A 14,182-nucleotide genomic window follows, 5' to 3' on the forward strand; every position below is an offset into this window, starting at 1 on the left:
GAACGTGTCAGTCGCGGGGTTCGTCGATGATTTCCATGGCGGCGACTTCGGCGGGCCGGTCGTCCTCCGCCTTGTATTCATCGCGCTGCCGGCGGCGGGTCCACTCCTGGTCGAGCTCTTCTCCTATGCCCAGGCGCCCGGTGTCGTCGTTCTCGCGGTTGCGGATGATGAGGTCGTCCGGTGGGTCGGCAATGGCCCGCTCGTATTCGCGGACCTCGTCGGCCTGATCGTCGTCGCCCATGTCGTAGTCGAGATCCTCGACGTCATCGGTGTCGAGCACCTCGTCGATGAGCTGGTCTTCATCATCGTTGCGCCGGTCGTCCATACGGAACCACACCTCTCCGCGCTACAGCGCACCTTTGGCAAACCCGCGTGACTTCGAGTCAACGCTACCGCTGTGCTCGGGAGGGAGCACCCATTGCGCCACCCATATATACGAACGCGCCCCTCCCGAATCGGAAGGGGCGCGCTGCGCAAGCGTCGAGGTGCTACGCGTTGCCGTTGAAAAGGCCGGTGACCGAACCGTTTTCGAAGACCTCGCGAATGGTCTGCGCCAGCAGCGGCGCGATCGACAGCACGGTCAGCGACGGGAACTTCTTGGCCTCGTCGATGGGCAGCGTATTGGTGACCACGACTTCCTTGGCGCCGCAGTTCGCCAGCCGCTCGGCGGCCGGGGCGCTGAGGATGCCGTGGGTGGCGGCGATGACCACATCGCCAGCGCCCGCCTCCTTGAGCACCTTGACGGCGCCGGCGATGGTGCCACCGGTGTCGATCATGTCGTCGATCAGAATGCAGGTGCGTCCCTCGACGTCGCCGACCACACGATTGGCCACAACCTGGTTGGCCACCAGCGGATCCCGCGTCTTGTGGATGAACGCCAGCGGCGCGTCCTGCAGCGAGTTGGCCCACTTCTCGGCGACCTTCACACGACCGGCATCCGGCGAGACCACGGCGATATTGTCGAGCGCGTAGTTGTTGCGAATGTGCTCGGCCAGTTGCACCTGTGCGTGCATGTGATCGACCGGGCCGTCGAAGAAGCCCTGGATCTGATCGGTGTGCAGATCGACGGTGATGATGCGATCGACACCCGCGGTCTTGAGCAGATCCGCGATCAGGCGAGCCGAGATGGGCTCACGACCGCGGTGCTTCTTGTCCTGGCGGGCATACGGGTAGAAGGGCAACACCGAGGTGATGCGTTTGGCCGAACCGCGCTTGAGCGCGTCGATCATGATGAGGTGCTCCATGACCCACTGATTCAGCGGGGCCGGGAAGCTCTGCAGCACGAAGGCATCGGAGCCGCGGACCGATTCCTCGAACCGGACGAAGGTCTCGCCGTTCGCGAAGTCGCGCGCGGTCTGCGGGGTCACATGGACATTGAGTTCCTTGGCCACCGCCTCGGCGAGCTCGGGATGAGCGCGTCCCGAGAACAGCATCAGGTTCTTGTGGTTTTCGGTAGAGAACGCGGTCACGGACGTTCGCCATCCTTTTGCTCGTCGGATATCTCATCGGCCTCCAGGGCCGCTTTCTCACTTGCCGCGATGGCAGCCTCGGCCGCCAGGGCGGCATCGGTACCGGGGCGATTGCGCTGCACCCAGCCCTCGAGATTTCGTTGCGCTCCGCCCGACACCGCAAGCGCACCTGGCGGAACGTTTCTGCGCAGTACAGTACCTGCTGCCGTATACACCCCGTCACCCACGGTGAGCGGGGCGACGAACATGGTGTCGCTGCCCGTGCGCACATGCGAGCCGACTACGGTGTGGTGCTTCTTCACGCCGTCGTAGTTGACGAAAACGCTCGACGCGCCAATATTGCTGTGCTCGCCGATGGTGGCGTCACCCACGTAGGTGAGGTGCGGGACCTTGGAGTGCGCGCCGATATTCGCGTTCTTGGTCTCGACGAACGCCCCGAGCTTGCCGGAGTCGCCGACCACGGTGCCCGGGCGCAGATAGCTGAACGGTCCGATGGTGGAGCCGGGTCCGATGGTGGCCCGCTCGCCGTGCGTGCGCACCACGTGGGCGCCGTCGCCGACCACCACATCGGTGAGTGTGCAGTCCGGGCCGACCTCGGCGTCCTCGCCGATCACGGTGCCGCCCAACAGTTGTACGCCCGGCCGGATGATCGCGTCGCGGCCGATGCGCACCTCGCCGTCGATCCAGGTGGTGCCCGGATCCATGATGGTGACCCCGGCGCGCATATGCCGCTCCAGGATATAGCGATTGAGCGTGGCGGCCGCACCGGCCAGCTGCACCCGATCGTTGACGCCGGTGACCTTGGCGGAATCGACCAGGCGCGCGCCGTGCACCGGATGCCCGGCCTCGCGGGCCAGCTTCAGCACATCGGTGAGGTACAGCTCGTGCTGGGCGTTCGCAGTGGTCAACTGGGAGATCATGATTCGCAGCACGGTCGCGTCGAAGACGTACACACCGGAGTTGACCTCGGTGATGGCGGCCTGCAGCGGCGTTGCGTCGGCGTGCTCGACGATCTCGAGCACGTGATTGTGCGTATCGCGGATGATGCGGCCGTAGCCGTTCGGATCATCGGGCTCGAAGGTCAGCACCGTGACCGCGGATCGCTCCGGATAGCTGCGGTGCTCGTCGAGCAGTGCGGAGACCGTATGCCCGTCCAGCAGAGGCACATCCGCGGAGGTGACCAAGAGGTCACCGTCGAAATCTTCCGGCACGGCGGTGAGTGCGCACTGCACCGCGTGCCCGGTGCCGAGCTGTTCCTCCTGGACCGCCAGGGTGATGTCCCGGCCGAGGTCGGCGGCGACCTTGCCGACGGCCGCACCGACCTGTTCGCGGTCGTGGCCAACCACCGTGATGAGGAACGCGGGGTCGATCTCGTTCGCCGCATGCAACGCGTGAGCGAGCATGCTGCGGCCGGCAAGTGGGTGCAACACCTTGGGGGTCTTGGACCGCATTCGGGTTCCGGCTCCGGCGGCGAGAACGACGACGGCGGTCTGCTGTGGCATGGATCTCCCTCGGCTGCGCGGCATCGTGCTGAGTTCTTTGGTTGCGCTGGGCCACAGTTGTGCTGCGTCAGCGATGTGCGGGGCCAACCATAGTGACCCCGTTCGCGAGCTCCGCCGCCAGGACTCGAACCTGAACTAACTGAACCAAAATCAGTGGTGCTGCCATTACACTACGGCGGATTGCAACCCGGCGGACCGTACGGTACGCCGCTCTGCTGGTTATGGCATGCGCGTGTAGATACTCGCACACTGTTCCGCCTCCCCGAAACTTTTAGCGGTCACCGGGTAGTTCGAGGGTTTCGCGCCGCGCTTGCGGTTGGCGACGGGGCTGGGTTTTGGACGTTCCCGATGAGTTACCCCGACCTCACGAAACCAGTCGTTGCGTTGGCAACCCGCCGGCGGGTGCGACCAGATCGGTTGGACAGCCGGGGTGAACCGCGCGTGATCGTTCTTCGTGTGTCGGCGGGGCGCTCGAGGACATGGGGTCTCGGGTCTGGCAGGGTTACAGGACGGTTGTACGGCATACAGGGGAAGGCGGGATCGATGACTTCGGGTGATGGCAGCCGGGTGTCGCGTCCGCGTATGACGGGAACCCAACGGCGGCAGCAGCTCATCGAGATCGGGCGGACCCTGTTCGCGGAGCGCGGGTACGACGCCACCTCGGTGGAGGAGATCGCGCAGCGGGCGCAGGTCTCGAAACCTGTGGTGTACGAACACTTCGGCGGCAAGGAGGGTTTGTACGCCGTTGTCGTCGACCGGGAGATGTCCGCACTGCTGGAGATGATCACCGCATCGCTCGCGCAGAACCGTTCGCGGGTGCGTCTCGAGCAGGTGGCGCTGGCGTTGCTCACCTATATGGAGGAGCGCACGGACGGGTTCCGCATCCTGATGCGTGATCAACCGGTCTCCGCGGCGGTGGGTACCTACTCCAGTCTGCTGAACGAGGCGGTGAATCAGGTGGCGCACATACTCGCCGGGGATTTCGAGCGCCGCGGGTTCGATACGAGTTTGGCGACGCTGTACGCACAAGCGCTGGTGGGCATGGTCGCGACGGCGGCCACCTGGTGGCTGGACGAGCGTCAGCCGTCCAAGGAAGTGGTCGCCGCGCACCTGGTGAATCTGTGCTGGAACGGCCTCACGCATCTGGAGGCGGAACCCAAGCTGGCGTCGGAATGGCCCAGCGGCAAAGGAGTCTGAGACCTGACGGTCTGAAATATTGGTCGTATAGGGGTGGAACTGGACAGTTAACTAGCGAATTGCGAAGGAGGACGGGTTGAATGCTCGAATCGGCTGGCATCCGGCAGCCGGGTGGTACGGTTCACCCATCCTTCGAGTGGTGTTCGAACTGTGATGTCGGTCAACTTCGGGATGTCGGTCTACTTCAGGAATGGCTGGTTTGATGACAGGCGGATCTGATGGCTAGGCAAGCGCGTGCGGAGATCACTCGCGATTCCGTGCTCGCGGGCGCTGCCGATGTCTTTCTGCGACTTGGCTATGCGAACGCGAGCCTGAGCGAGATCATCGCGCAGTCGAATGTAACCAAGGGCGCCTTGTACTTTCACTTCGGCTCGAAGGAAGAGCTGGCGCGCGCGGTGGTCGATCAGGGCAATGAGCGACTGATCAGCGCCTGCCAGGGCTTCTTCGATCCGCGGGTGCCCGCGCTGGAGGCGTGCATCGGAATCACCTATGTGGTGGCCGATCTGACCATGAACGACGCCATGGTCGGTGCGATGCTCAAGCTGACCCACCAGATCGGCGACTATCGCGGGGCGGGCGGCGACAATATCGCCAAGACCTGGGGTGAGACACATCGTCTGCTCGCCGAACGTGCTATCGCACAGGGTGATCTGGAGCCGGAACTCGATCCGGAGACCATCGGCCTACTGCTGCAGGAGATGACGACCGGCGTCCATATGGTCGCGGTCAGCACCGAGTCCATCGACCAGATGGCCACCCGCATGGAACGCGCCTGGTACTTCCTGCTCCCGTCCATCGTTCCGGACGAAAAGGTCGCCTACTTCCGCGAATTCGCGGCTCGCCGCCTGCGCCGTTACGTATAGCTGCTGCGGGTAACACGTGTGGCGGCCCGGACTACCGGGCCGCTGGGGGCGAATCCACCAGCGGCAGAGGCGGATCGGCCGATGGCGGCCGCTTGATACAGCCGATGGCGGCCGCTTTGATAAAGCCGATGGCGGCCGCTTTGATACAGCCGATGGCGGCTACTTGATGCCGGCGGTCCACTTCGCCAGCGCCTTGGTGTAGAGCAGGTTCGCTTCGCTGTCGACGTAGTCGTTGACATTGGCGTTGTACTCGAACGTCCAGGCCTTGCCGCCGGAGCGGGCGACGTACTCGAGCCCCTTGGCCTGACCGCCGCCCGGCGTGGTCGCGACGACCTTGTAGCCGAGGATCTCGTCACCGACCACGGGCAGTCCGGCGATCGGGGTGTAGGTGATGCGGGTGCCGTCGTAGATCACCGTCGGGCACCTGTCGTAGGTGGACATCTCCGCCGCGAAATCCGAGGTCGCCTTCGTGAGCGAATCCGCCTCCGCCACGGTCTTCACCGAGGGGCCGCCGTGCGGGCCGGTGCGGGCGAAGACGGTCTTCACCTTCGCCAGCGCCTTCTCCGCCGACGGGGTCACGTATTGCCGCAGCGCCGCAGTGCATTCCGGCGTTTCGCCGGAGACCTTGTCGGCATCGGTGATGCCGTCGTCGTCGGTCTCCTTATCGGTGGCCTCCTGCCAGGAGAACGGCACATCGGAGTCGGCCAGCACGAGCGGCATGAGGTCGGCCGCGGTCGGCGCCGCGGGAAGCGCGACGGTGGTCGTGGGCGCGACCGTGGTCACGGGCGGCGCCAGGGGGACGTTCGCCGGTGTGGTGGCCGGGCTGGCCCGGGTCTTCTCGCCGTCGGCGCTGCTCGCCACGATCGCGACGACCGCGCCCAGCGCGAGCACCACGACAAGTACGGCCAGCCCCACCAGCTTCCACCGGTCCCGGCCCGTCGGCGGCGGGGGAAACTGCTGCCCCCGCTGTCCGAACTGCCGCAGAAACTGCTGCTGCGAGACGGGCTGCTGCGCCGCGGGTTGCTGCTGCGGATACGAAAGCCCGCGGCCGGGCCCGTAACCCTGTGGCGCGTAACCCAGTTGGCCCTCCGGCTGCTGTCCCGCATAGGGCTGCTGCCCGGCGTAGCTCGGCTGCCCGTAGGGCTGTCCGGACGCGGGCTGATACCCGTTGGGCGAAAAGGTCGGCGGCTGTGTACTCAAAACATCCCCTAGACCCGGGGCCGGTTCGGAGCACACGGATCGGCTCCCCGGAACCCGTACCCGTGGGGACCATTGTTACCACGGCAAACTCGCGCCGTCGCTATGGTTGCGAGCCCTCGCGCTGCAGTTTTCGCCAGCCGCCCGCGCGATTGTCGGCGACGATCTGCCGGAACATGGCGAGAAGCGCTGGTGCGTTGAGGGTTTCGCCCTCGTGCACCGCGATCATCCGTGCGGTCTTATTGTCGTGGCCGCCGGTGATGATGCCCTCTGGATCGGGCACCATCGCGCCGTCGTAGAGGAAGATGTCGACGGCGTGCTTGGTGCCGAGCAGTGCGCAGATGTTTCCGTCGAGCACGAAGTACGGCCGCACCCGCCGCTTGACGGTTTCGGTGACCTCCGGATCCGCCTCGTGCACGAGGTCGCGCACCTGACGGCAGACGGCCTGCTGCCATGGCGGCAGGGTCTCGATGTACGCATCCACTCGCGGATCAGCCACAAAGGACATGGGGACATCGAAGCACGACGAAGGGTGATCGTGGCGGGATCACGGCGGAATGGCTGTCCATGCGCTGGGCTGTCGGCACGGGCCATTAGACTCGATGAGCTGTCCGAACCGCTGATCTGCGCCCAGGAGTCCGCCTCATGTCGAGCCAACGTCCACCTCTAGCGGGACTGGCCGCGGTGGCCGGTGCCGATACAGCTCTACAGCAGGTCGAGAAGCTGATCGGGCGCGATTCGGCCATGCTGGTGGCGCCCTCGGCGGTGCGCCCGTTCGTGGCCGCGACCATTGCCGGGCAGCGCCCGCTGGTGGTGGTGACGGCCACCGGTCGCGAGGCCGATGATCTGGCCGCCGAACTCACCGAGATGCTGGGCCCGGGTGTGGCGCTCTTCCCGTCCTGGGAGACGCTGCCGCACGAGCGGCTCTCGCCCGGCGCGGATACGGTCGGCAAGCGCATGCAGGTGCTGCGGCGGCTGGCGCATCCGGAGGATCCGATCTACGGGGAGCCGCTGCGGGTGGTGGTGACCACGGTGCGCTCGCTCATGCAGCCGATGGCGCGCGGTCTCGGCGATATCGAGCCCATCGTGCTGCGCGCCGGCGCCGAGTTCGACTTCGAGGAACTGCTCGAGCGGCTGGTGGAATTCGCCTACGAGCGGGTCGATATGGTCGGCAAGCGCGGTGAGTTCGCGGTGCGCGGCGGCATTCTCGACCTCTTCCCGCCCACCGCGGATCATCCCGTGCGCGTGGAGTTCTGGGGCGATGAGGTGAGCGAGCTGCGCGCCTTCTCGGTCGCCGATCAGCGCTCGATCAACGAGGTGCCGATCGAACTGGCGGTGGCCCAGCCCTGCCGCGAACTGCTGCTCACCCCGGCGCTGCGCGCGCGGGCGGTGGAGGTGGCCGAGGAGAATCCGGCCGACGCCTCACTGCTGGAAATGCTGGCCAAGCTCGCCGAGGGCATTCCGGTGGACGGTATGGAGGCGCTGCTGCCGGTCCTGCAGCCGGGTTCGCTGCAGCTGCTCACCGAGCTGCTGCCCGCGGGATCGCATGTGCTGCTGTGTGATCCGGAGAAGGTCCGCACCCGTGCCGCCGATCTGGTGCGCACCGGCGAGGAGTTCCTGGAGGCGTCCTGGACGGCGGCCTCCTTCGGTGGCGCCGCGCCGCTGGGCGCGCACGGCCTCGATCTCGCGGCCTCGGGCTATCGCGGTCTGGATGTGGTGCACGCCGATGCCCGCAAACGCGGTCTGCCCTGGTGGACGCTGAGCCCGCTGGTCGCCGACCATCCGGACGAGATCGTGCTGCCGGTGCTGTCCGCGCCGTCCGCCCGCGGCTCCGAGGAACTGGTCGCCACCATCTTCGCGTCGCTGCGCGCACATGTCACCACCGGTGGTCGCGCGGTCATCGTTGTCGCGGGACACGGTACGGCGCAACGCATTCTGGAACGCCTCGCCGATGCCGAGGTGCCCGCGGCCACGCTCGAGCCGGGTGCGGAACCGGTGCGCGGGCTGGTCGGCGTGCTCTGCGGTTCGCTGCACGACGGCATTGTCTTCGATGACGCGAAACTGGTGGTGATCGCCGAATCCGATCTCACCGGTAATCGCGTCACCGCCGGCGACGGCAAGAAGCTGGCCGCCCGCCGCCGCAATCAGGTCGATCCGCTGGCGCTGCGCGCCGGTGACATGGTGGTGCACGATCAGCACGGCATCGGCCGGTTCGTGGAGATGATCGAGCGCACCATCGGCGGCGCCCGGCGTGAGTACCTGGTCATCGAATACGCGCCCAGCAAGCGCGGGCAGCCCGGCGACCGGCTCTTCGTGCCGATGGATTCGCTCGATCAGCTCTCCCGCTACGTGGGCGGCGAGTTGCCGAGTCTGTCCAAGCTCGGCGGTTCCGACTGGCAGAACACCAAACGCAAGGCGCGCAAGGCCGTTCGCGAGATCGCCACCGAGCTGGTGCAGCTCTACGCCGCCCGGCAGGCCGCGCCCGGTCACGCCTTCGGCCCGGACACACCGTGGCAGGTGGAGATGGAGGACGCCTTCGCGTTCACCGAGACCATCGATCAGCTCACCGCCATTGCCGAGGTGAAATCGGATATGGAGAAGGCGGTCCCGATGGACCGTGTCATCTGTGGCGATGTCGGTTACGGCAAGACCGAGATCGCGGTGCGTGCCGCGTTCAAGGCGGTGCAGGACGGTAAGCAGGTCGCGGTGCTGGTGCCGACAACGCTGCTGGCACAACAGCATCTGCAGACCTTCACCGAGCGGCTCGCCGGCTTCCCGGTCACCGTGAAGGGTCTGTCCCGCTTCACCGATCCGGGCGAATCGCGGGAAACCATGGAGGGTATGACCACCGGCGAGGTGGATATCGTCATCGGCACGCACCGGCTGCTGCAGACCGGCATTCGCTGGAAAGACCTGGGCCTCACCATTATCGACGAGGAGCAGCGCTTCGGCGTCGAGCACAAGGAGCACATCAAGGCGTTGCGCACGCACGTGGACATGCTCACCATGTCCGCCACCCCGATCCCGCGCACCCTGGAGATGAGCCTGGCCGGCATTCGCGAGATGTCGACGATCCTCACCCCGCCGGAGGAGCGGCATCCGGTGCTCACCTACGTCGGCTCGTACAACGACAAGCAGGTCGCCGCCGCCATTCGCCGCGAACTGCTGCGCGACGGCCAGGTGTTCTACGTGCACAACCGGGTGTCCTCGATCGAGAAGTCCGCCAAGCGGATTCGCGATCTGGTGCCGGAGGCGCGGGTCGCCATCGCGCACGGCCAGATGAACGAGGACGTGCTCGAGAAGACCGTGCAGGGCTTCTGGGAGCGCGAATACGATGTGCTGGTCTCCACCACCATTATCGAAACCGGCCTCGATATCTCGAACGCCAATACGCTGATCGTGGAACGTGCTGACGCCCTGGGCCTTTCGCAGCTGCATCAGCTGCGTGGCCGGGTCGGCCGCAGTCGCGAGCGCGGGTACGCCTATTTCCTGTACCCGCCGGAGAAGCCGCTCACCGAGACGGCCTACGACCGCCTGGCCACCATTTCGCAGAACTCGGATCTGGGCGCGGGTATGGCGGTGGCCATGAAGGACCTGGAGATTCGCGGTGCGGGCAATGTGCTCGGCGCGGAACAGTCCGGACATGTCGCCGGTGTCGGCTTCGACCTGTACGTGCGCCTGGTCGGCGAGGCGGTGGAGGCCTACCGCGCCGCCGCCGACGGCCGGCCCATCACCGTGGACGAGGAGGTGCGCGAGGTCCGCATCGATCTCCCGGTGGACGCGCACATTCCGCCGGACTACATCGCCTCCGATCGACTCCGGCTGGAGGGCTACCGCAAACTGGCTGCCGCCCAGGACGATTCGGGTTTGGCCGCGGTGGTCGAGGAGCTGGTCGACCGGTACGGCCCGCTGCCCGTGGAGGTGCTGCGACTGGTGTCGGTCGCCAAGCTGCGCCTGCTGGCGCGCCAGTACAAGATCGCCGAAATCGCAGTCACCGGAACCACACTCAAGGTGGCGCCGCTGCAACTGCCCGATTCGAAGCAGTTGCGGCTCAAGCGTCTGTACCCGAACGCCACCTACCGCCCCGCCACCGGCATCGTCCAGCTGCCGCTGCCGCGCGTGGAGGACAGCGTCGGCGCGGCCCGCGTCCGCGATATCGAAGTGCTGCAGTTCGTCGCCGACCTACTCCTGGCCCTCGACGGAAAAGCCCCCGGCGCAGTGGATGTGCGGCCTGCACCACAGGCGGCCGCCGCCCGATGAGCGGGCCCCACATCAGCGCGCACGGCCCGGCCTCGGGCGGGACCGGGGTCCATGGCGTGGCAGATCCGGAGCGCGGCGTAGCTCCGGCCGCGGGCGAGCGGGATGCCATCGCCGACACCGGGCGCTCGGCCGAAGTGGTGGGTAATACCGCAAGCTCGACCGAGGCGGCGGGTACCACTGCGCGCTCGGCCGAGGTAGCGGGCGGTGCCGGGCGCGATGTGGTGGTCGATACCGCGCACACGACCGAAGTGGCGGGCGGTGCCGGGCGCGATGTGGTGGTCGATACCGCGCACACGACCGAAGTGGCGGGCGGTGCCGGGCGCGATGTGGCGGCCGATACCGCGCACATGACCGAGGCGCTGGGCGAGGCCGTGGATGTGATGGATCGGCTGTGGAATTTCGGCGGCTGGGAGGTCACCCAGACGCATGATTCGCTGCGCCCGTATCTGCTCGAGGAGACCTACGAGCTGCTCGACGCCATCCAGGCCGGTGACGGGGAAACCATTCGGGAGGAACTCGGCGATCTGCTGCTGCAGGTGCTCTTCCACTCCCGGATCGCCGAGGCCGCAGGCGAATTCACCGTCGCCGAGGTGGCCGCCGCCCTGGTCGCCAAGCTGACGCACCGCAGCCCGCACCTGATCGACAACGGCATCGACCCCGCCGCCGCGCTCGCCGACAAGATCGCCGCCCAGGAAGCCGCCTGGGAGGAGCGCAAGACCGCCGAGAAGTCCCGCCGCTCCTGCCTGGACGGCATCGCCATGGCACAGCCCGCCCTGGCCCTGGCCGAGAAGGTGCGCTCGCGCAGCGCCAAGGCCGGACTCCCCGATGAGCTGATCCCCGAAGACCTGCGCGTCATCCACCTCGGCGGCGCCGACAGTGCCGAGGAGCGCCTCCGCAAAGCCACCCTCGCCTTCGCCGCCGCCATCCGGATCGCCGAGGACACAGCCGAATCCGAGCGCGGCGAACGTCGCGCGCTCGCGCCGGGGGAGTGGCTGCGGTACTGGCCCGGCAGCTGACCGACAGGCCCGCGACACGTTCGTCGTGACCCGATCGCAGCACCGACGCCGGGCGGGACCCCGCCTCTGCCCGTTATGCTTCTGCTGTTTCGGGTTCAGAGGAGGACCAATGCGGGGGCGAACTATCGCCATATGCTTGACCGTGCTTTTCGCGGTCGCGGGCTGTGGCCGAGTGGTCAGCGGTGTGCCCGCGCCGGATCCGGTGGTGGCCAAGATGCCGCGGCTGACACCCGACAAGATCTCCGATGTGCTGCTGACCACCGATGAGGTCGGCAAGATCGTCGCCTCCACCACCCTCACGCAGAAGTTCGAGAACACGGTGCCGACCGCCCCGAACTTCACCTACGCGCCGACCCAGTGCGCACCCATGATGTACACCGCCGATTCCGATACCTACGGCGACAAGTGGAACGGCTTCCGCCTGCGTTCGCTGCAGGAGGCCGGCGACAACTATCAGCACGCCGTCTACGAGACGGTGGCCACCTTCAAGAACTTCCTCGTCGCCGAATCCCTCGTGCACCAGTACCAGGGCGTGCTCGCCCAGTGCAAGGACCAGGACGTCACCAACACCCCCAAAGACGCCACCAAGGACAAAGCCAGCGTCCTGCACGTCAATGCGGTGACCCACAACAGCGACCCCACCGCCGTCTCCGCCGACTGGACCGTCTCCTCCACGGGCAGCACCTGGGTCTGCTCCGACACCATGCGCACCCAGGGCAACGCCATCATCGAAGTCTCCAGCTGCGCCTACGCCGACGCCCGCACCTCAGCCGTCATCACCGACCGCATAGCCGCCAAAATCCGCCAACTGAACTGAATCAGCCGCACTCAGGGTTCGAGGAGTTCCGCGCGCAGGCGCGGATACGGGTCGACGATGGTTCGCGGGACGTCCTCGCGCAGATGCAGTTTGAGGTCGAGGAGCTTGTCGCCGGCGATGTAGTGCCGGGCGCGGGTTTCACCGCGCGCGGACAGTAGCCCGATATCGGTGAGCGCCTTGAGGTCTCGGGACGCTGTCCGTTCGTCGATACCGGCGCGGGTCAGATAGCCGTGCCGCCGGATCCGGAATCCGATCAGCGCGTCGTAGAGGATATCGGTCGCCCGGTCCGGAAGTCGCTGTGCCGCAACCAGATCATCCAGGCGCGACCAGGCCCGCGCCGTGCGGTGCAACCGTCCTTCGACGGTTTGGGCTTGGATGTCGTGAGCGCGCAGGTTGAACTTCATCCACAGCCGGGCATCCCGGCGGGGGCTCCAGGCGCCCGCGCCGGTGCGGGCCAGCACCCGGTAGTAATCGTCGGTATTCACTCCGAGCCACTCTTCGATACTGCAGAAGGTCGGCTCCGCAAGACCTCCGCGCGACACGGTGAGCGTCTGCAGGGCGCGAGCCATTCGACCGTTGCCGTCCCGGAACGGATGAATCATGACCAGGTTCAGATGTGCCATGGCCCCGGCGACAATGGGATCGGCGTCCGCGGCCAGCGCTGCCACCAACTCCGCCATCAATGCCGGAATCATCGCCGACCCCGGGCCCTCGTACACGGTGTCGCCGCTGTGGTCGTCGTGTACGTAGATCGGGCCGGTCCGGTACTGACCCGGACTCTTGGTGAGTTCGTGCCCGAGCATCATGAAATGCAGTGCCTTGAGCGTTGATTCGTCGATCGTCGCGGAGCCCTGGGCCATCGTCAGGACATAGCCGAGGGCCTGCCGATAGCCTCGAATCTCGGCGAAGGTCCGCTCGTCGGCGGTGAGCGCCTCTTCGTAATCCACGGCCGCGGCGGCATCGTCGGTCTCGACCACGTAGCCCTCGATGCTGTTCGACCCTCGGATGGCTCTGGCCATGAGATTTCGTCGCAACAGCCCAGGCCAGCGCTTGGGGACGCGCATTTCGGACGCGATGGCATCGCGGCGGCGGTAGATGCCGGCCAGCACCGCGGTGTCGGTGTCGTCGAGCTCGGGTGTGGAGTAGAGCACGCGCGTCCTCCTGTCCTGATGTCTTCAATCTTAGGACATATTTCATAATAATGTCTCTAAACTGAGGACATCAGGACATGGAATGGCTAGGTGCCTACACGTTGACGCCGTAGTCGCGGGCGATGCCGGCGAGGCCGGAGGCGTAGCCCTGGCCGATGGCGCGGAATTTCCATTCGGCGCCATTGCGGTAGAGCTCGCCGAAGACCATGGCGGTTTCGGTGGAGGCGTCCTCGGTGAGGTCGAAGCGGGCCAGCTCGGCGCTGGTGACCGCGTCCACCACGCGAATGTAGGCATTGCGCACCTGTCCGAAGGACTGGCGGCGGATGTCTGCCTCGTGAATCGATACCGGGAAGAAGATATTGGTGATCGTCGGGGGCATGGCTGCCAGATCGACATTGATCACCTCGTCATCACCGTCGCCGGCGCCGGTGAGGTTGTCACCGGTGTGCTCGATGGTGCCTTCCGGCGAACGCAGGTTGTTGTAGAACACGAAGTGCGCATCCGACAGCACCCGCTGATTCGGCCCCGTGGCCATGGCGCTCGCATCCAGGTCGTAGTCCGCACCCGTGGTGGTCCGGACATCCCAACCGAGGCATACGGCGACCTTGGTCAAGTTCGGGGCCTGTTTGGACAGCGATACATTTCCGCCCTTGGCCAGACTGACGCTCACATCTCTCCTTCCCCGCGGTGCATTCACACCGCATCCCTTC

12 protein-coding genes and 1 tRNA gene are annotated in these 14,182 nt (G+C 66.4%); 5 read left to right on the forward strand and 8 right to left on the reverse strand.

The window, feature by feature from the left end:
* Positions 1-7: 7 nt before the first annotated feature.
* The 4 genes from OG716_RS36030 to OG716_RS36045 form a co-directional block, all read right to left on the reverse strand.
* A complete protein-coding gene (locus OG716_RS36030) occupies positions 8-325 on the reverse strand; it encodes a hypothetical protein (protein WP_405134758.1) in 318 nt (105 codons plus the stop codon).
* A 163-nt stretch (positions 326-488) separates the two neighbouring features.
* Positions 489-1,469: a ribose-phosphate diphosphokinase gene (locus OG716_RS36035; protein ID WP_355119468.1), complete on the reverse strand. Its 981-nt coding sequence runs from the start codon at positions 1,467-1,469 to the stop codon at positions 489-491.
* Positions 1,466-2,971: a bifunctional UDP-N-acetylglucosamine diphosphorylase/glucosamine-1-phosphate N-acetyltransferase GlmU gene (gene glmU, locus OG716_RS36040; protein ID WP_405134759.1), complete on the reverse strand. Its 1,506-nt coding sequence runs from the start codon at positions 2,969-2,971 to the stop codon at positions 1,466-1,468. Before glmU ends, OG716_RS36035 begins: the two co-directional genes overlap by 4 nt.
* Positions 2,972-3,080: 109 nt before the next feature.
* A tRNA-Gln gene (locus OG716_RS36045) sits at positions 3,081-3,151 on the reverse strand.
* A 402-nt stretch (positions 3,152-3,553) separates the two neighbouring features.
* Here OG716_RS36045 and OG716_RS36050 point away from each other — a divergent pair.
* Together OG716_RS36050 and OG716_RS36055 are read left to right on the forward strand one after the other, a co-directional pair.
* Positions 3,554-4,168: a TetR/AcrR family transcriptional regulator gene (locus tag OG716_RS36050; protein ID WP_327146729.1), complete on the forward strand. Its 615-nt coding sequence runs from the start codon at positions 3,554-3,556 to the stop codon at positions 4,166-4,168.
* Between the two features lie 218 nt (positions 4,169-4,386).
* Positions 4,387-5,031, forward strand: coding sequence for a TetR/AcrR family transcriptional regulator (locus OG716_RS36055; protein ID WP_327142124.1), 645 nt, complete (start codon positions 4,387-4,389; stop codon positions 5,029-5,031).
* Between the two features lie 159 nt (positions 5,032-5,190).
* Here the strand turns inward: OG716_RS36055 and OG716_RS36060 are convergent, their stop codons facing one another.
* Together OG716_RS36060 and OG716_RS36065 are read right to left on the reverse strand one after the other, a co-directional pair.
* Positions 5,191-6,231, reverse strand: a complete 1,041-nt coding sequence (locus tag OG716_RS36060; RefSeq protein ID WP_405134760.1) for a hypothetical protein — start codon at positions 6,229-6,231, stop codon at positions 5,191-5,193.
* A 100-nt stretch (positions 6,232-6,331) separates the two neighbouring features.
* A complete protein-coding gene (locus OG716_RS36065; protein ID WP_405134761.1) occupies positions 6,332-6,736 on the reverse strand; it encodes a DUF1801 domain-containing protein in 405 nt (134 codons plus the stop codon).
* A gap of 137 nt (positions 6,737-6,873) precedes the next feature.
* Here OG716_RS36065 and mfd point away from each other — a divergent pair, with 137 nt between their 5' ends.
* The 3 genes from mfd to OG716_RS36080 all read left to right on the forward strand — a co-directional run bounded on the left by mfd (position 6,874) and on the right by OG716_RS36080 (position 12,321).
* Positions 6,874-10,488, forward strand: coding sequence for a transcription-repair coupling factor (gene mfd / locus OG716_RS36070; RefSeq protein ID WP_405134762.1), 3,615 nt, complete (start codon positions 6,874-6,876; stop codon positions 10,486-10,488).
* A 347-nt stretch (positions 10,489-10,835) separates the two neighbouring features.
* The gene (locus tag OG716_RS36075) at positions 10,836-11,504 is read left to right on the forward strand and encodes a MazG family protein (protein WP_405140154.1); all 669 of its coding nucleotides are present in this window, start codon (positions 10,836-10,838) and stop codon (positions 11,502-11,504) included.
* Positions 11,505-11,646: 142 nt separating this feature from the next.
* Positions 11,647-12,321 (forward strand): sensor domain-containing protein, encoded by a 675-nt coding sequence (locus tag OG716_RS36080; RefSeq protein ID WP_405140156.1) that lies wholly within the window; start codon positions 11,647-11,649, stop codon positions 12,319-12,321.
* Positions 12,322-12,332: 11 nt separating this feature from the next.
* Here the strand turns inward: OG716_RS36080 and OG716_RS36085 are convergent, their stop codons facing one another.
* Both OG716_RS36085 and OG716_RS36090 read right to left on the reverse strand, forming a co-directional pair.
* Positions 12,333-13,472, reverse strand: coding sequence for a Fic family protein (locus tag OG716_RS36085; RefSeq protein ID WP_405134763.1), 1,140 nt, complete (start codon positions 13,470-13,472; stop codon positions 12,333-12,335).
* A 94-nt stretch (positions 13,473-13,566) separates the two neighbouring features.
* On the reverse strand, positions 13,567-14,142 hold the full coding sequence (locus OG716_RS36090) for a TerD family protein (RefSeq protein WP_297616081.1): 576 nt from the start codon (positions 14,140-14,142) through the stop codon (positions 13,567-13,569).
* Positions 14,143-14,182: the final 40 nt, after the last annotated feature.

It is taken from the genome of Nocardia sp. NBC_01388 (assembly GCF_045040085.1).
In the GTDB taxonomy this organism is placed as follows: domain Bacteria; phylum Actinomycetota; class Actinomycetes; order Mycobacteriales; family Mycobacteriaceae; genus Nocardia.

Excerpts from the sequence above, each read along its gene's own strand:
- OG716_RS36030 (WP_405134758.1), bottom strand. The coding sequence starts at position 325 with ATGGACGACCGGCGCAACGATGATGAAGACCAGCTCATCGACGAGGTG.
- glmU (WP_405134759.1), bottom strand. The coding sequence starts at position 2,971 with ATGCCACAGCAGACCGCCGTCGTCGTTCTCGCCGCCGGAGCCGGAACC.
- OG716_RS36050 (WP_327146729.1), top strand. The coding sequence starts at position 3,554 with ATGACGGGAACCCAACGGCGGCAGCAGCTCATCGAGATCGGGCGGACC.
- OG716_RS36055 (WP_327142124.1), top strand. The coding sequence starts at position 4,387 with ATGGCTAGGCAAGCGCGTGCGGAGATCACTCGCGATTCCGTGCTCGCG.
- OG716_RS36065 (WP_405134761.1), bottom strand. The coding sequence starts at position 6,736 with ATGTCCTTTGTGGCTGATCCGCGAGTGGATGCGTACATCGAGACCCTG.
- mfd (WP_405134762.1), top strand. The coding sequence starts at position 6,874 with ATGTCGAGCCAACGTCCACCTCTAGCGGGACTGGCCGCGGTGGCCGGT.
- OG716_RS36075 (WP_405140154.1), top strand. The coding sequence starts at position 10,836 with ATGACCGAGGCGCTGGGCGAGGCCGTGGATGTGATGGATCGGCTGTGG.